General features: G+C 73.1%; 22 protein-coding genes. 12 read left to right on the top strand and 10 right to left on the bottom strand.

Translation table 11 applies throughout. The features are described from left to right. Nucleotides 1-2 precede the first annotated feature (2 nt). A complete protein-coding gene (locus tag ACFC1T_RS21060; RefSeq protein WP_375890706.1) occupies nucleotides 3-584 on the top strand; it encodes a hypothetical protein in 582 nt (193 codons plus the stop codon). 90 nt (nucleotides 585-674) lie between these two features. On the opposite strand, the gene ACFC1T_RS21055 is transcribed toward ACFC1T_RS21060, so the two are convergent. Both ACFC1T_RS21055 and ACFC1T_RS21050 read right to left on the bottom strand, forming a co-directional pair. Next, entirely contained in the window at nucleotides 675-899 is a 225-nt protein-coding gene (locus ACFC1T_RS21055) for a hypothetical protein (RefSeq protein WP_375890704.1), read from the bottom strand. A 185-nt stretch (nucleotides 900-1,084) separates the two neighbouring features. Next, complete coding sequence (locus tag ACFC1T_RS21050) at nucleotides 1,085-3,184, bottom strand: ATP-binding protein (RefSeq protein WP_375890702.1); 2,100 nt, start codon at nucleotides 3,182-3,184, stop codon at nucleotides 1,085-1,087. A 229-nt stretch (nucleotides 3,185-3,413) separates the two neighbouring features. On the opposite strand from ACFC1T_RS21050, the gene ACFC1T_RS21045 reads away from it, so the two are divergent. Beyond that, nucleotides 3,414-4,109, top strand: a complete 696-nt coding sequence (locus ACFC1T_RS21045) for a response regulator (RefSeq protein WP_375890700.1) — start codon at nucleotides 3,414-3,416, stop codon at nucleotides 4,107-4,109. Nucleotides 4,110-4,219: 110 nt separating this feature from the next. Here the strand turns inward: ACFC1T_RS21045 and ACFC1T_RS21040 are convergent, their stop codons facing one another. Together ACFC1T_RS21040 and ACFC1T_RS21035 are read right to left on the bottom strand one after the other, a co-directional pair. After that, entirely contained in the window at nucleotides 4,220-5,920 is a 1,701-nt protein-coding gene (locus ACFC1T_RS21040; RefSeq protein ID WP_375890698.1) for an acyl-CoA dehydrogenase family protein, read from the bottom strand. A 143-nt stretch (nucleotides 5,921-6,063) separates the two neighbouring features. Continuing rightward, the gene (locus ACFC1T_RS21035) at nucleotides 6,064-6,630 is read right to left on the bottom strand and encodes a PadR family transcriptional regulator (protein ID WP_375890696.1); all 567 of its coding nucleotides are present in this window, start codon (nucleotides 6,628-6,630) and stop codon (nucleotides 6,064-6,066) included. A gap of 188 nt (nucleotides 6,631-6,818) precedes the next feature. Here ACFC1T_RS21035 and ACFC1T_RS21030 point away from each other — a divergent pair, with 188 nt between their 5' ends. Further along, on the top strand, nucleotides 6,819-7,289 hold the full coding sequence (locus ACFC1T_RS21030) for an SPW repeat protein (protein WP_375890694.1): 471 nt from the start codon (nucleotides 6,819-6,821) through the stop codon (nucleotides 7,287-7,289). An 88-nt stretch (nucleotides 7,290-7,377) separates the two neighbouring features. Here ACFC1T_RS21030 and ACFC1T_RS21025 read toward each other — a convergent pair whose 3' ends face one another. Beyond that, a complete protein-coding gene (locus tag ACFC1T_RS21025; protein ID WP_375890692.1) occupies nucleotides 7,378-8,784 on the bottom strand; it encodes a class II fumarate hydratase in 1,407 nt (468 codons plus the stop codon). 53 nt (nucleotides 8,785-8,837) lie between these two features. Continuing rightward, entirely contained in the window at nucleotides 8,838-9,635 is a 798-nt protein-coding gene (locus ACFC1T_RS21020; protein WP_375890690.1) for a carbon-nitrogen hydrolase family protein, read from the bottom strand. A gap of 300 nt (nucleotides 9,636-9,935) precedes the next feature. On the opposite strand from ACFC1T_RS21020, the gene ACFC1T_RS21015 reads away from it, so the two are divergent. Then, nucleotides 9,936-11,804, top strand: a complete 1,869-nt coding sequence (locus ACFC1T_RS21015) for a cholesterol oxidase substrate-binding domain-containing protein (protein WP_375890689.1) — start codon at nucleotides 9,936-9,938, stop codon at nucleotides 11,802-11,804. A gap of 93 nt (nucleotides 11,805-11,897) precedes the next feature. Here ACFC1T_RS21015 and ACFC1T_RS21010 read toward each other — a convergent pair whose 3' ends face one another. Further along, nucleotides 11,898-12,488, bottom strand: a complete 591-nt coding sequence (locus ACFC1T_RS21010; protein ID WP_375890687.1) for a helix-turn-helix domain-containing protein — start codon at nucleotides 12,486-12,488, stop codon at nucleotides 11,898-11,900. A gap of 198 nt (nucleotides 12,489-12,686) precedes the next feature. On the opposite strand from ACFC1T_RS21010, the gene ACFC1T_RS21005 reads away from it, so the two are divergent. Further along, the gene (locus ACFC1T_RS21005) at nucleotides 12,687-13,442 is read left to right on the top strand and encodes an AzlC family ABC transporter permease (protein ID WP_375890685.1); all 756 of its coding nucleotides are present in this window, start codon (nucleotides 12,687-12,689) and stop codon (nucleotides 13,440-13,442) included. Then, nucleotides 13,442-13,750 (top strand): AzlD domain-containing protein, encoded by a 309-nt coding sequence (locus tag ACFC1T_RS21000; RefSeq protein WP_375890767.1) that lies wholly within the window; start codon nucleotides 13,442-13,444, stop codon nucleotides 13,748-13,750. The genes ACFC1T_RS21005 and ACFC1T_RS21000 overlap by 1 nt, the downstream gene beginning before the upstream one ends. A 93-nt stretch (nucleotides 13,751-13,843) precedes the next feature. On the opposite strand, the gene ACFC1T_RS20995 is transcribed toward ACFC1T_RS21000, so the two are convergent. Together ACFC1T_RS20995 and ACFC1T_RS20990 are read right to left on the bottom strand one after the other, a co-directional pair. Continuing rightward, a complete protein-coding gene (locus tag ACFC1T_RS20995; RefSeq protein ID WP_375890683.1) occupies nucleotides 13,844-14,158 on the bottom strand; it encodes a hypothetical protein in 315 nt (104 codons plus the stop codon). 59 nt (nucleotides 14,159-14,217) lie between these two features. Then, a complete protein-coding gene (locus tag ACFC1T_RS20990; protein ID WP_375890682.1) occupies nucleotides 14,218-14,757 on the bottom strand; it encodes a GNAT family N-acetyltransferase in 540 nt (179 codons plus the stop codon). 89 nt (nucleotides 14,758-14,846) lie between these two features. On the opposite strand from ACFC1T_RS20990, the gene ACFC1T_RS20985 reads away from it, so the two are divergent. The 6 genes from ACFC1T_RS20985 to ACFC1T_RS20960 all read left to right on the top strand — a co-directional run bounded on the left by ACFC1T_RS20985 (nucleotide 14,847) and on the right by ACFC1T_RS20960 (nucleotide 20,862). Beyond that, nucleotides 14,847-16,043, top strand: coding sequence for an acyl-CoA dehydrogenase family protein (locus ACFC1T_RS20985; RefSeq protein ID WP_375890680.1), 1,197 nt, complete (start codon nucleotides 14,847-14,849; stop codon nucleotides 16,041-16,043). Between the two features lie 74 nt (nucleotides 16,044-16,117). Beyond that, a complete protein-coding gene (locus ACFC1T_RS20980; RefSeq protein ID WP_375890678.1) occupies nucleotides 16,118-16,495 on the top strand; it encodes a hypothetical protein in 378 nt (125 codons plus the stop codon). A gap of 5 nt (nucleotides 16,496-16,500) precedes the next feature. Continuing rightward, nucleotides 16,501-17,298: an ATP-grasp domain-containing protein gene (locus ACFC1T_RS20975; RefSeq protein WP_375890677.1), complete on the top strand. Its 798-nt coding sequence runs from the start codon at nucleotides 16,501-16,503 to the stop codon at nucleotides 17,296-17,298. Nucleotides 17,299-17,471: 173 nt separating this feature from the next. After that, nucleotides 17,472-18,350 (top strand): alkaline phosphatase family protein, encoded by an 879-nt coding sequence (locus tag ACFC1T_RS20970; RefSeq protein WP_375890676.1) that lies wholly within the window; start codon nucleotides 17,472-17,474, stop codon nucleotides 18,348-18,350. A gap of 519 nt (nucleotides 18,351-18,869) precedes the next feature. Continuing rightward, nucleotides 18,870-19,352: a hypothetical protein gene (locus ACFC1T_RS20965; protein ID WP_375890675.1), complete on the top strand. Its 483-nt coding sequence runs from the start codon at nucleotides 18,870-18,872 to the stop codon at nucleotides 19,350-19,352. Nucleotides 19,353-19,572: 220 nt separating this feature from the next. Then, nucleotides 19,573-20,862: a multidrug effflux MFS transporter gene (locus ACFC1T_RS20960; RefSeq protein WP_375890673.1), complete on the top strand. Its 1,290-nt coding sequence runs from the start codon at nucleotides 19,573-19,575 to the stop codon at nucleotides 20,860-20,862. Between the two features lie 132 nt (nucleotides 20,863-20,994). Here ACFC1T_RS20960 and ACFC1T_RS20955 read toward each other — a convergent pair. Then, on the bottom strand, nucleotides 20,995-21,525 hold a 531-nt coding region (locus tag ACFC1T_RS20955; RefSeq protein WP_375890671.1), incomplete at its 5' end, for a carbohydrate binding domain-containing protein.

Here is a 21,525-nt window from a genome sequence, read left to right as displayed (position 1 = left end):
TTGTGATCCTCGTCCCCGCTGCCGTCCCGCGCACCGCGCCCGTCTTCCAGCGGCTGATCGACCCCGGGCACCGTCCGGCCGTCCGTGCCGCGCTGACCGTCGAGACCCTGCCGCCCGGCGTCCTGGTCGAGCAACTCCCCTGCGAACCGGTCGAGTCGGTCACCGTGGTGCTGGCCGGACGGCTGTCCGCGGGCGGCCGGATCCTGTCCCCGGGCGAGGTGCTGCACCACCCGCCCGGCAGCAGTCACCGGCTCACCGCCGTGCGCGGCGCACCGACCGCCGTGCTCACCGTCCGGCCGGTCCTGTCCGCAGCCGACATCCCCGTCCAGCGCGGCGGTTCGCGAGCCCTCGGGCCCGTCCGGTCCGCCCGGCGGATCGCCGTCGACACCGTGCTCCTCGCCCCCGGCGGGCAGCACGGGCCGTACGCCGTGGCCGCGGTGGACACGTTCCTGGTGCTGCTCTCCGGCGCCGACGCCCGCCTCGTTCTCGACGACCGTGAAGTTCCGCTGTTCCCAGGTGACTTGGTCTACCTCCGGGCCGGTGGCCGCCGTGCGTGGCCGGGTCGGCGCGGTTCTGGGACCTGAACAGGACCTCGAACCCATGCGAACGGGGCAGGCCCGTCCGCACAGTGGTGGGCAGAGCGATTGATCGATCGGATCGGCCGCTCGGAAGAATCAGGAGTACCGCCTCATGTCCACGAACACCGCGACTGCCTCGACGACTGCGACCAGGATGATCTGTACGGCTGGAGTGCTGGCGGGCGTGATCGCGGCAGCCCTGGCACTGCGCAAGGTCTGTTCCGGCTCCGCCTCGGAGTCGATCGGGCGTTCCGGGTCGAAGTCCGGCACGGTCACGCCGAAGGATTGCCCGTTCGGATGCGGGCCCGGCCAGTAGCTCACCCCGGCCGCCCCCTCTTCCGACTGACAGATGACAACGAACAGCTGACAGATTTCAACATCTGTCAGCTGTTCGTTGTCATCTGTCAGCTGTTATCCGTCGGCTCTCGCCCGCTGCCGGCTGCCGGCTGCCCGCTGCCCGCCGCCCGCTCGCACCGCCACCCCCGTGCCCGCTACTGCTGAGCCCGCTACCGGTTGGCCGCCGCCGAGCGCGGCAGCACCGCCAGTACCTGCGTGCCGTGCTGCTGGGGCAGCGGTCCGACGGTGCAGCGGCCGCCGATCTCCGCGGCCCGGTCGGCCATCGACCGCAGGCCGACCCCGCCGCCCGGCGGTTCGTCGACGGTCTCCGTCTCCCGGTACCCGACCCCGTCGTCCTGCACGGTCAGCGTCAGCGCCTCGTCGTCCACCCGGAGCGCCACCCGCACCGTCCGGGCCCGGGCGTGCCGCAGCACGTTGTTGAGCGCCTCCGCGCTGATGCGGTAGGCCGCGACCTCCACCGCCGCCGCCAGCTCCGGCAGCGGCTCCGGCGAGACCTCGACCGTCACGGTCAGCCCGGCCCCGCTGAAGTTGTCCGCCAGCTGCCGGACCGCCCGGGCCAGTCCGAGTTCGCCCAGCGGCGCCGGCCCGAGCCGGTCGGTGATCCGGCGGACTTCCTGGATCGCCATCCCCAGGCCCTCGGAGACCGTGTGCAGCGGGTCCGCGAGCCCGCCGTCCGCCGTCGAGGCCGCGTTGTCCACCCGCAGTCGCAGGCCGGCCAGGGCCGGTCCGAGCCCGTCGTGGATGTCCCGCCGCAGCCATCGTCGTTCCTCCTCCCGGGCGGCGATGATCTGCTCCCGGCTGGCCAGCAGGTCCTCCTGGAGCTGCAGGGAGGCGACGGCGGGCGAGGCCTGGTCGGCGAGCGAGCGCAGGATGTCGACGTCGGTCGCCGCCAGCCGCTCCTCGCCCGTCCGCAGCCCGACGGTCAACTCGCCGATCGGCAGCCCGTTGTGGACGAGCGCGAAGCCCTGGCTGCGGCCGTTCAGCCGCCCGGCGGTGGCCAGCGTGCGCCGTCCGGCCCGGGTGGTGACGGCCAGGGTGACGCCGGGCAGTTTGAGTTCCTCGGCGACCGTCGCGCACAGCGCCGCCGGCAGCTGCTCCGGGTCGACGACCTGCCGCACCCGCCCCGCGAGCGCGCGCAGCACCTGGTAGGGCTGCGCGCGTTCGCCGTAGTACAGCCGGTCCACCACGGCGACGGCCCGTCGCGCCGCCTTCGGCAGGGTGGCGCCGAGCGCGTACACCAGGGCGATCAGCAGCAGGGCGGCCCCACCGCGCCCCGGTAGCAGCGAGTTGGACAGTGCGGCGGCGGCCACCACGAACAGTCCGGTGACGCCGGTGCCCAGCAACAGGCCGATCAGGACGCTGCGCGCCGCCCGGTCGAGCCGCCAGCCGTGGTCCCGGATCACCAGGAAGCCGATCGCGACGGCCCAGACCGCCCCCGCCGCGGTGAACAGCCAGTAGCTGAGCCAGTAGTGGTCGGCCCGGTTGCGCATGTAGAAGTCCTGCAGCGCGACCCAGAGCACGTACGCCCCGAGCATGCCCGCCACCCGCAGCCGGTGCCGACGGGTCTCGGCCGCGTCGCGCCCCGGGACGGCGGCCGGCCGCAGCAGCCGGGACAGCAGGACCAGCGTGACGAACCCGAGCACGCACTCGCTGATCAGCAGGTCGTGGCCGCCCAGTCCGTCGACCACTCTCACGGCGAGGTGCGCCGGCGGGCTGTCGGCCAGCGGGTTGGTCCGCCCGTAGGTCGTCGGGTCGGCGAGGCCCTGGGCCACCTCGGCGCTCACCCACACGCCGACGGCCCCGATGAACCACCACCATCGCCGCGTCGTCAGCCGTCCGCTCGGCAGCCAGAGCGGCAGCGCGTAGATGAGCGTCGTCCTGACCGCGCTGAGCACCGTGTCGAAGGCCAGCACGGCGCCGGCGATGCCCGGGTCGCGGACCTCGACCCAGAGCGGTGCGGCCGCCACCCGGGGGAGGATGTTGGTGAGCGCGTAGACGAGCATCACCCAGCCGAGCGGGCTGCCCGGGCGGTGCGCGTGGAGCAGCATGCCGGCCCCGGCGGTCGGCAGGGCGTAGACCAGGATGGCGAGTTCGTCGCGGGGGTGGGAGACGCCCGGTTCGCCGAGGTGGACGAGCACGTAGCAGATCCACACCGTCGCCGAGACGAAGCAGAGCGCGGTGACGACCGCGGCGGCGGTCAGTTGCCGCTCGGCCCGGGTGCGGCGCGGGGGAGAGGAGACCGTGATCATGGCACCACCTCGGTTCTCGACAGCGGGTGTTCCGCCGGCCGCGTCGTGGTCCGCCGGCGCCTCGTCCCCAGGGTGTCCGGTCCCAGTCTGCTCGGCCCGGTGTCCCGGTCGCCTGAGGCAGCGGTCACGCATTCCGGGCGGGACGGCGGTGGGCGCCACCCCCGCCGTGCGGACGACCTCCGGGCATGTCACGGAGAGTCACGTGATCGCCGCTGCTAGTGTCGGCCGGGTGGATGAACACCAGCTGGTCGCACCCTCCGGCCCGGCGGGCGGGGCGGCACCCGTTCGGGTACTGATCGTCGACGATCACCCCCTCTTCCGCGAGGGGCTCAAGGCGGCGCTGGAGAGTGCCGAGGGCGTCACCGTGGTGGCCGAGGCCGAGCGGGTCGCCGATGTCCCGGACGCGGTCGCCCGACACAGCCCGAACGTGGTGATCATGGACCTCTCCCTGCCCGACGGCTCCGGGCTGGAGGCCGTCCGCCGGCTCTCCGGCCAGGAGCAGTCCCCGCCGGTGCTGATGCTGACCATGTCGGACGACGACGGCAACCTGCTCGCCGCGCTCCAGGCGGGCGCCCGCGGCTACCTGGTCAAGGGCGCGGGGCGCGAGGAGGTGCTGCACGCCGTCCGGACGGTCGCCGCGGGCGGCGCGGTGTTCGGCGGCGAGGTCGCCGGGCGGATCACGGCGCTGCTGGCCGGGGCGAAGATGCGCGAGGCCGGGCAGCTCTTCCCCGACCTCACCGCCCGCGAGGCCGAGGTGCTGGACCTGGTCGCGCGCGGCCACGACAACCGGCGGATCGCCCGGGAGCTCGTGGTCGCGGAGAAGACCGTCCGCAACCACGTCACCCACATCTTCGAGAAACTGCACGTCGCGACCCGCGCGGAGGCCGTCGCCCGGGCCCGCGACATGGGCCTCGGCGACGGCTGAACCCGCCCCCGACGGGGGAGCGCCGCAGCCGTCCGGGGGCGCCGGTCCGCCGACCGGCACCCCCGGAGTCGTCCTGGTCCCACCGGACCTACGACTGCGTCACCACTGCGTCACGGCTGCATCTCGTACGCGCCCGAGAGCGCCTCGACCCGCGCCCACACCTTCGCGGCGCGCTCGGCGTCCGCCACCGGGCGGCGCACGTTGGCCAGCGCCCAGGCGGCCTGCTCCTCGGTGGCGGAGGCCTTGCCGTGCAGCTCGGTCGCGTGCGCGGAGAAGTCGCGGACCAGCGCGTCGAAGACCTGGTCCAGGACATCGGCGTCGAGGCCGGTCAGCTCGGCCTGCTCCAGCACCAGCTGGCCGTAGACGATCAGCGCGAACAGCTGGCCGATCTCCAGCAGGAAGTCCAGGTCGGCCTGCTGCTCCTTGCTCGGCGCGTGCTTGATCAGCAGCTCGCAGAAGCCGTCGGCCTGCTCGCGGAAGCGGGCGACGTTCGGCAGCTGGGCGTGCCGGTCGTAGGCGGCGCGCCAGTCGTGGAAGCGGATCGCGCCGAGGCCGCGGGCCGGGCCCTGGTGGAACAGGAAGGCGTCGTCGGCGGCGTCCAGCCGGGTCGGCACCGGCGGGTACTCGGCGGGCGCGAACAGGTAGTTGCCCATGAACTTGAGGATCAGCGCCAGGTTGACGTGGACCGTGCCCTCCAGCTTCGGCAGGCCGCGGATGTCCTTGGCGGCCTTGTCGAAGTAGGTGTCCGCCTCGAAGCCCTTGGCCGCGATGACGTCCCACATCAGGTCGATGACCTTCTCGCCCTCGGTGGTGACCTTCATCTTGGTCATCGGGTTGAAGAGCAGGTAGCGGCGGTCCTCGGCGGAGGCCGTGCGGAAGTAGTCGACGGCCCGCGCGCTGAACAGCTTCATCGCCACCAGGCGGGCGTACGCGTCGGTCAACTCCCGCCGCACGTGCGGGAAGTCGGTGACCTTGTGGCCGTACAGCACCCGGTTGTGGGCGTGCGTGACGGCCTCGTACATCGCGTGCTCGCAGATGCCGACCGAGGCGGTGCAGAGGTTGAACTTGCCGACGTTGACGGTGTTCAGCGCGGCGTCGAAGGCGGCCTGCCCGGTGTGCAGCACGTCCTCGGCCCGGACCGGGTAGTCCTCCAGGCGGAACTCGCTGACGTACATCTGCGCGTTCACGACGTTCTTGACCAGGTGGTACGCGTCGTGGCGGCTGTCGGCGGCGAAGAAGACGTAGCCCTCGGGGCCCTCGACGTCCGAGCGGCGGCCGAACACCGAGACCAGGCCGGCCACGTTGCCGTTGCCGATGTAGTACTTGGGGCCGGTCGCGGTGAAGCCGCCCTCGCCGTCCGGGGTGAGGATCATGTCGGTGGAGTAGATGTCGGCGCCGTGGGAGCGCTCGGACAGGCCGAAGGCCATCACGTGGCCCTCGGCGAGGAGCTTGGCGGCGCGGGCCCGGACGGCCTCGTTCTCGCTCTGCCAGACCGGGCCGAGGCCCAGGATGGTGACCTGCCAGGTGTACCAGTAGCCGAGGCCGTAGAAGCCGAGGATCTCGTTCAGCTCGGCGATCCGCGCGGTGTCCCAGCGCTTGTCGGCGTCGGCCGCGGACGGGGTCAGGAACTCCGCGAACAGGCCCTCCCGGGCGGCGAATTCCAGGAAGTCGCCGTACCAGGCGCGGTCGATGTAGGTGTCGATGAGCGCCTTCTTGCCGCGGGACTCGAACCAGTCGACGGTCGCGCGCAGCAGCCGGCGGGTCGGCTCGTCGAACTGCGCGGGGTCGTAGGTGCGCGGGTTGAAGAGCATCGGGGGCTCCCAGGGGGTCGAGGGTGTGAGGACTCGGCGGGGCGGGGTGCGGCGGGCGGGTGGACGGACGGCGGCGAACAGAGTTCAGAAGACAGATGTCAGCGAACAGATTTCAGATTTCAAACTCTGTCATCTGTTATCCGTCATCTGTGATCTGTTCCCCGTCCGTCCTCCGCGAGCCGGCGCAGGGTGGCGAGCACGTCGTCCAGCCAGGCGAGGGTCATCCGCTCGAACTCGATGCCGCCGCGCAGCACGACGTGCTGGAGCTCCTGCCGGGTGTCCAGCGCGGTGAGGTCGGGGAAGTCCCGCTGCTCGCCGTGCAGGTAGCGGGCGAGGAGGGCGGCGTGGCTGTCGCGGTGCCGCTCGACCTCGGAGATCAGCGCGGCCGGGTCGTCGAAGGCGGCGGCCCGGATCTTGACTGCGAGCTCGTGCCGTACGGTCTCCGGTTCGACCGGTTCGCGCAGCCAGTCGGCCAGCGCGGCCCGTCCGGGCCCGGCCGCCGAGTAGACCTTCTTGTCCGGGCGGCCGTCCTGCGCGACCTCCTCGGCGGCGACCCAGCCGTCCGCCTCCATCCGCCGCAGCACCCGGTAGATCTGCTGGTGGGTGGCGGTCCAGAAGCGTCCGATGGAGCGGTCGAAGCGCTGGGCCAGTTCGTACCCGGAGCCGGGCTGCTCCAGCAGCGAGACGAGGATCGCGTGCTCCAGTGCCATGCCCAGCATCCTGCTATGCAACGAGTTGCATAGGCAATGGGCCCTCGGAGTGTTGAGACGCAGGTCACCGGCGTGATCGGATGGTTATCGGTCATTCCGGACTATCAGGTGCAAAACCTTGGAGAAGCGCCAGAATAGGTACGGGGCTTGCCCCTTCCCATGGTCCGAAACCACAGGAGGTGGTATCGGTGGCAACCCATGTGCCGACAGGCATGGAGCACCACCCGGACATCGTCGAACTCCGGGAACACTACGAGCGGGTCACCTCGACCCCCCGCGCCCAGGGCGTCGAAGCCCTGGCCGTTCTGGCCGGCCTGTTCCTCGCGGCATCGCCGTGGATCGTCGGCTTCACCGCGTTCAGCACCCTGACCGTGACCTGCCTGATCGTCGGGCTGGCCTACACGGCACTGATGGCCGGCTACGGCTCGGCCTACGAGCGCACCCACGCGAGGGCCTGGGCCGCCGCCGCGCTCGGTATCTGGACGATCATCTCTCCCTGGGCCGTCTCCGGGTCCGTCGCGCACGGCAAGAACATCGTCACCTGCGTCATCGTCGGTGCCGTGATGTTCCTGCTCGGACTCGCGGCGCTCTCGATGGCCACGATCACGTCGAACGGAGCAGCGATGCGGCTCGGCCGGGCCGGCCGCGCCAAGGGCTGACCTTCCCCGCAGCCCGCGTCCGGGGCACGGAGGGCACTCCTGCCCGCCGCGCCCCGGCGCACCGGCCGACGAGGCCGGGCCGGGCCGGCTACGGGTGCGTCATCCGCAGCACGTCCAGCGCCCGGTCCAGCTCCTCCTCGGTGAGCGCGCCCCGCTCGACGTACCCGCGCTCCAGCACCACCTGGCGGATGGTCTTCCGCTCGGCCAGCGCCTGCTTGGCGACCTTCGCCGCCTCCTCGTACCCGATGTAGCGGTTCAGCGGCGTCACCACCGAGGGCGAGGACTCCGCGTACTCGCGGGCCCGTTCGACGTTCGCGGTGATGCCGTCCACCGTCCGGTCCGCCAGCAGCCGGGCGCTGTTGGCCAGCAGCCGCACCGACTCCAGCACGTTGCGGGCGATCACCGGGAGCATCACGTTCAGCTCGAAGTTGCCGCTCGCGCCGGCCAGCGTCACCGTCGCGTCGTTGCCCACCACCTGGGCGGCGACCATCAGCACCACCTCGGGCAGCACCGGGTTCACCTTGCCCGGCATGATGGACGAACCGGGCTGCAGGTCCGGCAGGTTGATCTCGCCCAGGCCGGTGCGCGGACCGGAGCCCATCCACCGCAGGTCGTTCGCGATCTTCGTGAACCCCACCGCCACCGTGCGCAGTTGGCCGCTCAGCTCGACCAGCGCGTCCCGCGCGCCCTGCGCCTCGAAGTGGTCGCGGGCCTCGGTCAGCGGCAGCCCGGTGGCCCGGGCGACCTCCTCGATGACGGCCGCCGGGAACCCGGGCGGAGTGTTGATGCCGGTGCCCACCGCCGTTCCGCCGAGCGGCAGTTCGGCGACCCGGGGGAGGGTCGCCAGCAGCCGCTCCCGCCCGTGCCGCACCTGGGCCGCGTAGCCGCCGAACTCCTGGCCGAGGGTGACGGGCGTGGCGTCCATCAGGTGCGTGCGGCCGGACTTGACCACCTGCGCGAACTCGACCGACTTGCGCTCCAGCGCCTCCGCCAGGTGCTCCAGCGCCGGGATCAGGTCGTGGGTGACGGCGGCGGTGGCGGCGATGTGGATCGAGGACGGGAACACGTCGTTGGACGACTGGCTGGCGTTCACCTGGTCGTTCGGGTGGACCGGCCGCCCCAGCCGCTCGCCGGCCAGGGTGGCGATCACCTCGTTGGCGTTCATGTTGGACGAGGTGCCCGAACCGGTCTGGAACACGTCCACCGGGAACTCGTCGTCCCAGCGGCCCTCCGCGACCTCCTCGGCGGCCGCCGCGATCGCCCCGGCCGTCTCCTCGTCCAGGACCCCGAGGCGGGCGTTCACCCGCGCCGCGGCCGCTTTGACCCGGGCCAGCGCGGCGATGTGCGCGCGCTCCAGCCGTTGGCCGGACACCGGGAAGTTCTCCACCGCCCGCTGCGTCTGCGCCTGCCACTTCGCGGCCGCCGGCACCCGCACCTCGCCCATCGAGTCGTGCTCGACCCGGTACTCCTGCGGCCTCTCCCGCTCGTCACCCATCGCGCGCTGCACCTCCTGTACGGGCCGGTCCGGCCCGGTCACGGGACTTCCGATCACCACAGCCGCTCGCGGGCCCCGGGTATTTCCACCCGCAGCAGCCCACCCGGCTCGGCGCCGAGCTGCCCGACGACCGTGCCGTCCGGGGCCCACACGCCGGAGCAGCCCGAGGTCTCCGCGAACTCGCCGCTGGCCCCGGCACTGGTGGACAGTACGCCCCAGACCCCGTGCGCGCCGGTCCGCTCCCGCAGGTGCCCGGCGAGCCGCTCGGCCTGCGCGGGTCCGGGACCGTACAGGGTGGAGGCGACGTAGGCGTCGATACCGAGGGCGGCGGTCTCCTCGGCATGGGCCGGGTCGGCGGCGTCGGCGCACACCGCCAGGCCGAGCCGCAGACCGTCCAGCTCCAGCACGACGGGCCGCTCGCCGGGGCTGAACCGGTCGAGCTCCGGCCCGTGCAGCCGCATCTTGCGGTAGACGACCCGGGCGCCCCCGCCGGTGACCGCCAGGGTGGCGATGGACTCGCGCCCGTCGGCCTCTACGACCGGCGCGCCGACCAGCGCCAGGGCGCCGGTGGCGCCGCAGGCCTCGACCAGCGGGGCGAGCCGGGCGTCCGCCGGGTCGACGGCGGGGGCGGTCAGGTCGTAGCCGGTCAGGGACAGCTCGGGGAACACCACCAGTCGGGTCCCCGCCTCCCGGACGGCCGCGGCGTGCCGTCCGGCGTTGACGGCCAGGGTGTCCGGACGGCCGGGGGCGGCGCAGACGGGCTGGGCGACGGTGACCGTGACGGGGGAGGGGGTCGCGGGCGCGGTGCCGATGTCGGCGAGCGGCGCGGACGGAGGCGCGGACGAGGGCACGGCGGAGCCTCCGGCGGGCGGGGGAGTCGGTGGTCAAGATCAACCTATGCGTCCCTCGGACGGCCGGGCAACAGTTCGGCGACCGCCGAAACCACGCCGCCCCCGCCCCGCCCCGCCGCCGCACCGGGTGGACGGCCCTCGGCCGTTCGCGCCATGATCACTCGAACGAGTGAGATCCCGGCCGGAACGCTTCAAACGGTCGTACGGCACTTCGTACGCTCCTGACCGGGTCGGGCGGATTCCGACCGCCCCGGAGCGCCGCGATCCGGCCCGGGGAAACCGACGCAGGGGGCGGACCGGATGACCACAGAACACGACGGCAACGACACCCACCGCGGCCTGACCAGACGGCAGCTGCTCGGCGCCTCCGCGGCGCTCGGCGCCGCCGCCTGGCTGCTGCGCGGCACCATCGGCCCCGACAGCGCCGAGGCGGCCACGCCCGTACCGCCCGGCCTTCCCGCCGGCACCGAGCTGTACCAGCGGGTGTTCCAGAACTGGTCCGGCGAGATCCGCACCGACCAGCTGTGGACCTGCGCACCGCGCACCCCCGAGGAGGTCCCGGCCCTCGCCGACTGGGCGCACGCCAACGGCTGGCGGCTGCGCGCCACCGGCTACCGGCACACCTGGGCCCCGCTCACCGTCGCCAACGGCACCCCGGCCGACGCCCGCGTCCTGCTCGTGGACACCAACCGGTACCTCACGGCCATCACCGCCGACTCACCCACCACCGTGCGGGCGCAGACCGGCGCGAGCATGGACGCGCTGCTCACCCACCTGTCCGACCGGGGCCTCGGCCTGACGGCCTGCCCGGCGCCGGGCGACCTCACCGTCGGCGGAGTGCTCGCCATCGGCGGCCACGGCACCGCCACCGGCGCCGGCGGCGAACTGCGGCCGGACGGGCACGGCTACGGCTCGGTCAGCAACCAGGTGGTCAAGCTCACCGCCGTCGTCCTCGACCCGGCGACCGGCCGCTACGCGCTGCGCACCTTCGACCGCGCCGAGGCCGACAGCGCCGCGTTCCTGGTGCACCTCGGCCGCGCCTTCCTCACCGAGGTCGTGCTGCGCGTCGGAGCCGACCGCCCGCTGCGCTGCGTCAGCCGGCTGGACATCCCGGCGAGCGACCTGTTCGCCCGCCCCGGCACCCCCACCGGCGGCGGAGGGCTGCTCGGCGGACTGCTGGGCGGCGGCGGGGGCCCGCGCACCCTCGCCGACTTCGTCGAGCGCGACGGCCGGGTCGAGGCGATCTGGTTCGCCTACACCGACTACCCGTGGCTCAAGACCTGGACCGTCGCCCCGAGCAAGCCGCTCGCCTCCCGGGCCGTCGACCAGCCCTACAACTACCCCTTCTCGGACAGCATTCCGGAACCGGTCGCCCGACTGGCCGGCCAAATCATCTCCGGCGCCTGGGGATCGGCCCCGCTGTTCGGCCAACTCCAGTACCTCGTCGCCAAGGTGGCGCTCACCGGCGACCTCACCGACGTCCTGCTCTCCGGCGGACTGCTGCGTGACCTGCTCACCGGCGACCTGATCACCCACCTGCTCGCCGGCGGCCTGCGCTCCGACCTCTGGGGCCCCTCGCGCGCCCTGCTGCAGTACGTCCGGCCCACCACGCTGCGGGTCACCGCCAACGGCTACGCGATCCTGACCAAGCGCGCCGACCTGCAGTGGGTTGTCAGCGAATTCGCCGCCTACTACCGGCAGTTGCTCGGCGAGTACCAGGCCAGGGGCGAGTTCCCGGTGAACGGCGCGGTGGAGATCCGGGTCACCGGCCTGGACGACCCGTCCTACTCCGGCGTCCCCGGCGCCCGGCCGCCGCTGCTGTCCGCGCTGCGCCCCCGGGCGGACCGCCCGGAGTGGGACACCGCGGTCTGGCTCGACGTCCTCGCCTTCCCCGGTACGCCCGGACTGGAGCGCTTCGCCCGGGACTTGGAGCAGTGGCTGCTGCGCACCTTCGACGGCACCCGGGCCGGGGCGAGGGTCGAGTGGTCCAAGGGGTGGGCGTACACGGCGGACGCCGCCTGGTCCGACCAGGACGTGATCGGCCGGGCCGTTCCCGACAGCCTGCGCGCCGGGGGCGGGCCCGGCTGGGACGAGGCGGTCGCCACGCTCGACCGGTACGACCCGCACCGGGTGTTCGGGAACCCGTTCCTGGACGGGCTGTTGAAGTAACGGCGAACGGCGAACGGCTGACAGAGAACAGGTAACAGATGACAGCTGACAGATTTCGAAATCTGTCAGCTGTCATCTGTTGGCCGTCACCCGTCAGATGTGCTCCATCACGATCACCGCGAGGGTGTCCGGGGCCAGTGCGCGGAAGACGTGGGGGGCGTCCCCGGGATAGCTGATGTAGTCGCCAGGGCCGAGTTCGACCGGCGTCTCGGTCGGGCCGACCAGGGCCCGGCCCGAGCCGATCAGCACGTGCTCGACGGTGCCGGGCATATGGGGCTCGGAAGCCCTGGTGTCGCCCGGCTGGGCCTCGATCCGGTAGATGTCGCGCCGGGCGTTCGGCGGGCAGGAGGAGAGCACCGTGGCCGCGTAGTTGGCCTGCTCGGAGTGGGTCACCGGGCCCTCGCCGGCCCGGAGCACCTTGACGGTGGGGCGCGGCGGGTCGACCAGCCTGCTGAACGGCACGTTCAGCGCGACCCCAAGCGCCCAGAGCGTCTCCACGCTGGGGTTGCCCGCGCCCGACTCCAGCTGCGAGAGCGTCGACTTGGCGATGCCGGCGCGGCGGGCCAGCTCGGCCATCGACAGTCCGCTGCGTTCGCGTTCGCGCCGGATGGACGCGGCGATCTGGCCGATCAGCTCCGCACCGGAGCCGTTGGCGCCCTCGGGCCGGGTGGTCCGGTCACTCATGCTCGCCACTCACGCTTTCTCCAGGCTCCTTCGGTCGGCTTCCCGCTGGTGGTGCCGTTCATGCTGCCACGCCGGTCCCCGGGCGGGTCGGGGTCATGGGGCCATGGGGCATGGGGCTGCGGGACGCAAGGGCGTTCGTCATATCGGTCCTCCCGTTCGCCTTGACGAACACGGGCTCCCCGGTTCATTCTGATGAACATGCGTTCGCTGCTCCGAACACTCGAACATGCGACCCTCCGCGACATCGCCCTGGTCTGCCTCGCCGACGCACTCGTCGGCGCCTCCTTCGGCGCGATCAGCGTCTCCGGCGGCCTGCCGCTCTGGGTGCCGACCGCCCTCTCCGTCCTGGTCTTCGCGGGCGGCTCGCAGTTCGCGGCCGTCGGCGTGGTGCTGTCCGGTGGTGGCGTGCTCGCGGCCGTCGCCACCGGGCTGGTGCTCAACGCCCGGCTGCTCCCGTTCGGGTTCGCGGTCGCCGACGTACTCCAAGGCCCCTGGTGGCAAAGGCTGTTCGGGGCGCAGATGCTCACCGACGAGAGTGCGGCCTTCGCGCTGCAGCAGCACGAACCGCGCCGCCGCCGGGCGGCGTTCTGGGTCTGCGGGGTCTCGCTGTTCGTGGTGTGGAACGTGGCGGTGCTGCTCGGCGGCCTCGCCGGCGGACTGATCGGGGACACCGACGCGCTCGGGCTGGACGCGGCCTTCCCGGCCGTGCTGCTCGCACTGGTGCTGCCCTCGCTCACCGACCGCGCGACTCGTACGGCCGCGGTGGTGGGCGCGGTGGTGGCCGTCGCGGCCACACCCTTCGTGCCGGGCGGGCTGCCGGTGCTGCTGGCCCTGGTCGGGCTGCTGTTCGCCGGGCGGCCCGGGGCGGGGTCGGAACCAGGGGAGCCGGGGGAGCGAGGGGAACCGGGAGAGCAGGCCGCCGCCCCGGCGGCCGTGAAGGAGGAGGTCCGATGATGCCGCTGTACGCGATCCTGCTGCTGGCCGCCGGGACGTACGCCTACCGGGTGGCCGGCCCACTGCTCGGGCACCGGCTCGCGCTCTCCGCGCGGGTCCGGCACCTGCTGGCGGTCGCGGCGGCGGTACTGCTGGTCGCACTGGTCGCGACCGGCGCGCTGACCCAGGGGCACGGCTTCGCCGGGTGGGCCCGTCCGGCGGGGGTGCTGGTCGCGGGCGTGCTCGCGTGGCGCCGGGCACCCTTCCCGGTGGTGGTCGTGGCCGGGGCGGCGACCGCGGCGCTGCTGAGGTTGTGCGGAGTGTGGTGACGGCGGACGGCGGACAGTGTTCAGCGAACAGATGACAGATTTCGAAATCTGTCATCTGTTCGCTGAACACTGTCATCTGTCATCTGTCATCTGTCAGTCGTCAGTCGTCAACCGCTCCGCCTGCACCTCGGGCCGCTTGCTGTCCCACAGCAGCTCCCACACCTTGAACACGCAGTGGTAGTCCCGCATGCTCCCCCGCGAGATCAGCAGGTAGGTGTTCCCGTCCCGCAGCAGCGTCTGCTGCCGACTGCTCATCGGATGCTCCGGGGTGTAGGTCGGGACGATCCGCCGCAGCTCCGCGACGGCCTCCTCCCGGGTGCCCTCGACCTCGCCGAGCACCTTGTTGCCCCAGGTCCGGTCCTTGCCGATCCCGACCGTCTCCTCGACGACCAGCGCCCAACGCGCCATGCCCCGCCTCCCCTTCCGTGTTCCGTACCGGCCGTTCGCGTTCGGCCCGGCCGTTCCCGTCAGCGCACCAGCGACTTGGAGAAGATGGTCGTCGGGTGCAGCAAGCCGGTCGTGTCGGCCGCGTAGTCGGGCACCGAGCCGACCCGGGTCCAGCCCGCCGCCTCGTACATCCGCTCGGCCGGGCTGCCCGTCTCGGTGTCCAGCACCAGCAGCCGGATCCCCGACCGAGCCGCCCGCTCCTCCAGCGCCGCCAGCAGCCGCCCGGCCAGCCGCTGCCCGCGGTCCGCCGGGTGCACCATCAGCTTGGCCACCTCGCCCCGGTGCCGCCCGTTCGCCGTCGTGGCCGGCCGCAGCTGCACCGTCCCGGCGAGCCGCCCGTCGGCCGCCGCCCGGGCGGTCCACAGCACCAGCCGTCCGGCCGCGAGCTCGGGGACCAGTGCCCGCCACCACGCCGCGGACTCGTCCGGCTCCAGCGGGGCGAGGAAGCCGACCGAGGCACCGTCGTGGACGGTCGCCGTCAGCAGCCCGGCGAACTCGGCCACCGAGCCGTCAAGTTCCTCGGCCGTCACCTCGTCGACCACGTACGCCGTGCCGGACATGTCGCCTTCCTCACTCGCTCCCGTCGGTCCCTGACCGGGCGGGTTGCGGAATACTCGCCGATGTCCCGCCGAGACTACAAGGAGCTTCCATGCCGAAGCCGACCCGGATCGACCCGGCCGACCTGCTCGCGGTCGGCGACCTCCTCACCGACGAGGAGCGGCTGGTCCGTGACACCGTCCGCCGGTTCACCGAGGAGCGGATCCGCCCGCACATCGGCGACTGGTTCGAGCGCGGTGTCTTCCCGGCCCGCGAACTCGCCCCTGAACTCGGCGCGCTGGGCGTGCTCGGCATGCACCTCGACGGCTACGGCTGCGCGGGCGCCGACGCCGTGGCGTACGGGGTCGCGTGCATGGAGCTGGAGGCGGCCGACTCGGGGCTGCGCAGCTTCGTCTCGGTCCAGGGCTCGCTGGCGATGCGCTCGATCCACGCCTTCGGCTCGGAGGAGCAGAAGCAGCGCTGGCTGCCCGGGATGGCGGCCGGTGAGCTGATCGGCTGCTTCGGCCTCACCGAGCCCGACTTCGGCTCGGACCCGGCGAACATGCGCACCCGGGCCGTCCGCAAGGGGGGCAAGGGCGGCGAGGGCGGCGACTGGGTGCTGTCCGGCAGCAAGATGTGGATCACCAACGGCAGCATCTCCGACGTCGCCGTGGTCTGGGCGCAGACCGAGGAGGGCGTGCGCGGCTTCCTGGTCGAGCGCGGCACCCGTGGCCTGACCGCGACCGACGTGCACGGCAAGCTCTCGCTGCGCGCCTCCGTCACCAGCGAGCTGGCCTTCGACGAGGTGGTGCTGCCCGCCGACGCCGTGCTGCCCGGCGTCACCGGCCTGCGCGGCCCGCTCTCCTCCCTCAACGAGGCCCGCTACGGCATCCTCTGGGGCACCGTAGGCGCCGCCCGCGACTGCTACACCGCCGCCCTGGACTACGCGAAGAGCCGGATCCAGTTCGACCGCCCGATCGCCGGCTTCCAGCTGACCCAGCAGAAGCTGGTCGAGATGATGCTGGAGGTCGAGAAGGCGTACCTGGTGGCCCTGCGGATCGGCCGGCTCAAGGAGGAGGGCGCGGCCCGCCCGCCGCACGTCAGCTTCGGCAAGCTCAACAACGTGCGCACCGCGCTGGAGATCGCCCGCAGCGCCCGGACCGTCCTCGGCGCCAACGGCATCACCACCGAGTACCCGGTGCTGCGGCACGCCAACAACCTGGAGTCGGTGCTCACCTACGAGGGCACCAGCGAGATCCACACCCTGGTCCTCGGCGAGGCCATCACCGGCGAGTCCGCCTACCGCTGACCGACCGCCGCCCCCCGCCCCGAACGGCGAATAACCGGTGGCCGGGTCCTTCGCGGCCCGGCTACCGTCCCGCCATGACCAGTCAGCCCGCCCGGCAGCAGCCCCCGACCACCACCCTCTGGCGCCCCACCGGCCCGGAGGAGCTGGCCCTGGTCGAGGCCGCCGACCGGCGCGCCTGGCCGCCCCGGCTGCCCGAGCAGCCGATCTTCTACCCCGTGCTGAACGAGGACTACGCGATCCGGATCGCCCGCGACTGGAACGTGCCCGCCTCCGGCGTCGGCTACGTCACCCGCTTCGAGGTGGAGACGGACTTCCTCGCCCGCTACCCGGTGCAGCGGGCCGGCGGCCGGACGATCCTCGAACTCTGGGTGCCCGCCGAGGAGTTGGAGGAGTTCAACCGGCACATCGTCGGCCGGATCGAGGTCGTCCACGAGTTCCGGCCGGAGGGCTGACGGCCGTGCGCGCGCCCGTCCTGCTCACCTCGGCCCAGCCGACCGGCACCACCGGCCTGCTCACCGGGGCCGCCGCCCGCCGGGGCCTGGCCACCGCCGTACTGGCCGGGCCGGACACGGTCGGGCGGCTCGCCGGACGGCCCGTCCACTGGTACGGCGGGCCGCTCGCGGCCGCCCGGATCGCGGCGCCGCTCGGGCTCGCCCTGCTCGAACCCGAGGACGACTGGCTCGCCCGCCTCCCCGAGGAGTTCACCCGCCGCCGGATCGAACTCACCACCCTCGCCGAGGCCTGGACGCTGCGCCACCCCGCCTTCGTCAAGCCGCCCGCCGACAAGTCCTTCCCGCCCGCCGTCCACCCGGACGGCTCCCGGCTGCCCCGCACCGGCGAGCGGATCGGCCCGGACACCCCCGTCCTGGTCAGCGAGCCGGTGACCTTCGCCGCCGAGTACCGGTTGTTCCTGCTCGACGGGCAGGTGCGCACCGGCAGCCGCTACGCCCGCTTCGGCCGGCTCGACCCGGCTCCGCTCACCGCCGAGGCCACCGCCTTCGCCCGCCGCCTGCTCGACGCCGTCGGGGACACCGGGCCGCTGGCCCTGCCCAGCGCCGTCGCGCTGGACGTCGGCCCGATCGCCGACCCGTACGACCCGGTCGAGCACTGGGCCGTGGTCGAGGCCAACCTGCCCTGGTTCGCGAACTGCTACGCCGCCGACCCGGACGGTGTCCTGGACGTCGTCCTGCGCGCGGCGGGGCCGGCCGCCGACCTCGCGGAGTCCGACCGCCGCTTCGTCCGGGCGGCGGGCTGACCTCGCGACACCTCGCGACACCTCGCTAGGCTCCCGACGCTCCCGACACCTCGCGGACACCCGCCGTTCGGCACCCCGTCGCCGACCGGTACGGCCGGCCGTGAAGCATGGCGCGGTCGGCGGCGCCCTCGGCGGGCGCGGCCGGGTGTGCACGACCGAGAGGAAGCCCCACCATGTCCGCAGTCCAGTGGCCCCGCCCCCGCGTCCTCGTGGTCGGGATCGACGGAGTCCGCCACGACTACCTCGCCCAGGTGCCGATGCCGCGCCTCCAGGAGGTCGCCGAGGCCGGGTTCCTGGTGCCGGTCACCGTCGCGGACTCCACCCCGACCATGTCCGGACCGTGCTGGGCCACCATCGTGACCGGCGTCGAGCCCGCCAAGCACGGCGTCTGGGGCAACCACCTCGGCGGCAACCGGCTGGACGTCTTCCCCGACTTCGCCACCCGCCTCAACCGCGGCGACCGCCGCCGCACCTTCGTCGCGGCCGGCTGGGACCCGCTGATGATCAACGAGTCCGGCGGCCCGCTGTTCCGCGCCCCCGGCCGGCTCTCCTACGTGGCCCCCGCCGAGGACACCCCCGAGGCCTGGGAGGCCGTCGACGAGGAGGTCACCCGGGAGGCCGTCCACGTCCTGGGCACCGCCGACCCCGAGGCCTCCTTCGTCTACCTGGGCGCCGTGGACGAGACCGCCCACTTCCTCGGCTGCGGCGAGGAGTACCGAGCCTCGATGCGCACCGCCGACGAGCGCCTCGGCCGCCTGCTCGACGCCGTCCGCGGCCGGGAGGGCTATCCGCAGGAGCAGTGGACCGTCATCGTGGTCACCGACCACGGGCACGTCGACGCCGGCGGCCACGGCGGCCGCACCGTCGAGGAGCGGACCGCCTGGGTCGCCTGCGCCGGGCACGACATCCCGGCCGGCCCGCCCGCCGGCGAGATCCGCCACCCCGACGTCGCCGCCCAGGTGTACGCCTCGCTGCTGCGCCCGATCGACCCGCACTGGACCCTCGACGGCCGCCCCTTCCCCGTCGCCCGGCCGGTCCCCGCGACCGCCTGACCCGGCGCCCCGTTCCCAGTCCCGCCCCCAGTCCCAGCCCCGGTCCAGCCCTGGCTCCGGCCCGCCGTGCGCCCGGTCCGCCGCGGGCCGGTGCCCCGGGTGCAGCACACCGGGCTGCGGCGGCGCCCCGCCTGGGTCAGGCTCGATCGGGGCCCGGGACGTACCCGGGCCCGGCGTGGCAGCCTGAGCGCCGGAGCGGCATCTACCTCCGGGGTCGGCCCCACGGACATACGCCTGAAGGTGGAGACGGTACCCCGTGGGTTGGATGCAAGCTCGCGACCTGGTGGTGACGATCCGGAAGGTCGGCCCGCGCCACCATGGATACACCCGGACGGCGGACCGTTCAGCTCGGACGGGTCACGGACGGGCCGGCGACGGTCCCGGCCGCACCGGACGTCGTACAGGCACCGGACGTCGTACAGGCACCGCACGCAGCACAGGCAACGGACGCAGCACAGGCATCGGACGTACCGGACCCACCGGACGCACCGGCACCGCACACGGAGAGGGCAGCCAGGCATGAAGGGCATCGTGAGCAAGGTCGCGCTGGGAGTCGCGGGCACCGGCATGGCCGTCGCCGTGGCAGCGGTGGCAATCGGCCCGCGGGTGTCCGAGTGGTACGACGGGCGCCACCAGGAGCAGGCCGCGTTCGACAGCGGCTCGCAGGCCAAGGCCGAGCGTCGCTCGATGCCGACCTGGCTGCCCGACAACGCCTCCTCGGTCAAGTACCTGAGGTCCACCACCGGCGACGACCGGCTGCTGCGCGCCACCCTCCCCGAGGGCCGGCTGCCCTCCGGCTGCAACACCGGGGTACCGGGCAAGGGGCCGCACCCGGTGCCGGTCTCGCTCAAGGCGGGCTGGTTCCCGGAGGGCATCGCGGCCAAGGCCATCGGCACCTGCGGGCACTACAATGTGACGCTCACCGGCAACCAGCTCTACGCGTGGCAGGACGGCGCGACACTGCAGGCGGCCCTTCGCGCCGAGCACGTCGCCAAGCACTGAGGGTGCTGACCGGGCACTGGTCCCGGATCAGCCGTCCTGACCAGGGAACGAACGGCCCGCCGGGCACCGGAAGGTGCGGGCGGGCCTTCGTCGTGCGCGTGCTGTGGATCGGCCGGTGGGCGGATCCGTCCCGGTGCACCCCTGCCGTCAACGCGTCCGAGGGGCTGCGATAGGACGGATCGCGAACGAACCCCACGTCACCGCGTCCGTTAGGAGAGCCATGCCCGGCCCGACCGTCGGTCCCACCGACGACACGTCGACCGATCCAGCCCAAGCCCCGGCCCCGGCGCCCGGCAGGTCGGCAGCCGCCGGCCGGGCCACCGTCGTCGTCCTCGGCGGCCTCACCGCGCTCGGCCCGCTCACCACCGACCTCTACCTGCCCGGCCTGCCCGCGATCGCCGACGACCTGGTCGCCGAACCGGCGGCCGTCCAGCTCACCCTCACCTTCTCGATGTTCGGGGTGGCGGCCGGGCAACTGCTCTTCGGGCCGCTCAGCGACCGCTTCGGGCGCCGGCCGCCACTGCTCGCCGGGCTGGTCGTCTACACCCTGTCCAGCGTGGTGTGCGTGGTCGCGCCGAACCTGGCGGTGCTGATCGCGGCCCGCTTCGTCCAGGGCGCGGCCGGGTCGGCCGGACTGGTCATCGGACGGGCCGTCGCCCGGGACCGCTTCCAAGGCGTGGCGATGCTGCGCTTCCTCGCCTCGATCGCGCTGATCTCCGGGCTGGCACCGATCCTCGCCCCGATCATCGGGGCGCAGCTGATGCGCTTCACCTCCTGGCGCGGCACCTTCGGGGCGCTGACGGCGCTCGGACTGCTGCTCACCCTGGCCGCGTTCGGCGCGCTGCGCGAGAGCCTGCCGCCGCAGGCCCGGGACGGCGGTGGGGTCGCTGCGACGCTGCGCACGATGGCGCGGCTGCTGCGCCACCTGCCATTCCTGGGGCTGGCGTTGACCAGCTCGCTGGCGTTCGGCGCGCTGTTCGGGTACATCAGCGGGTCTTCGACGGTCCTCCAGCACGTCTACCAGGTGTCGCCGCAGACCTACAGCCTGCTGTTCGGGCTGAACTCGCTCTCCATCGTGGTGATGACCCAGCTGAACGGGCGGGTGCTGGCGCCGCGCTTCGCCGCGCGGTCGCTGATGCTGGCCGGGCTCGGGACGGCGGTCGCGGCCGGGGTGGCGCTGGTGCTGCTGACCGCGGTGTGGGACTTCGGGTTGGCCGGGTTCTGCCCGCCGCTGTTCGTGCTGATGGGCAGCCTCGGGGTGGTACTGCCGAACACGGCGGCGCAGGCGCTGAGCCTGGTGGAGCCGCAGGCGGCCGGGACGGCCTCGGCGCTGCTGGGGACGGGCAACTTCCTGTGCGGCGCGGTGGTCGCGCCGTTGAGCAGCCTCGGCGGGCGGCCGTCGGCGACCCTGCTGGCGCTGGTGGTGCTGGGCTGCGGTGTGCTGGCGCTGGCGACGTACGCGACGCTGTGCCGGCCGGGGCTGCTGCGGGAGGGGGCGGAGGGGGTCTGAGCGGGCCCGAGTGGGCTCGGACAGATGACAACAAACGGATAACAGCTGACAGATGTTGAAATCTGTCAGCTGTTATCCGTTATCTGTTACTTGTCAGCTGTCAGCTGTCAGCTGCCGTCTGCCGCCCGTCGCTCAGGAGATCGAGAAGTCGTCCCCGTACACGCTGCCCTGCCCGTACCAGCCGTGCAGGTACACCGTGACGCTGCCGGAGGCGTCGGTGGTGAAGGGGACGGAGAGCTTGGTCCAGCCCGACGAGATGGTCCAGGTGCTGGCGTTGGCGCCACCGCTGACACCCAGGTAGGCGTAGTTGCCCTGCACCCAACCGCTCAGCGTGTAGCTGGTGTTGGGCTTGAGCGTCACGGTCTGGGTGCAGTCGCCGGTCTGGCTCGCGGAGGCCGCGGCCTGCAGCGCGTACGAGCCGGAGTGGACCGGCGTGGTCACGATGCCGCCGCCGCTCTGGCAGGTCCAGGGGGCCACCTTGCCGGTCTCCAGGTCACCGTTGACCAGGCCGGTCGACGGGGCCGTGCCGGTGACGGTCAGCGAGTAGGTCGCCGTGTGGCTGCCGGAGGGCGCGGTGGCCGTCACGGTCAGCGGGTAGGTGCCCGCCGCCGCGGCCGAGGTGGTGGCGATGTTCAGGGTGGCGCTGTTGCCGGCGGTGACGCT

It is taken from the genome of Kitasatospora sp. NPDC056076, from assembly GCF_042266305.1.
Taxonomy (GTDB): domain Bacteria; phylum Actinomycetota; class Actinomycetes; order Streptomycetales; family Streptomycetaceae; genus Kitasatospora.
This window is presented reverse-complemented; position numbering and strand designations above follow the sequence as displayed.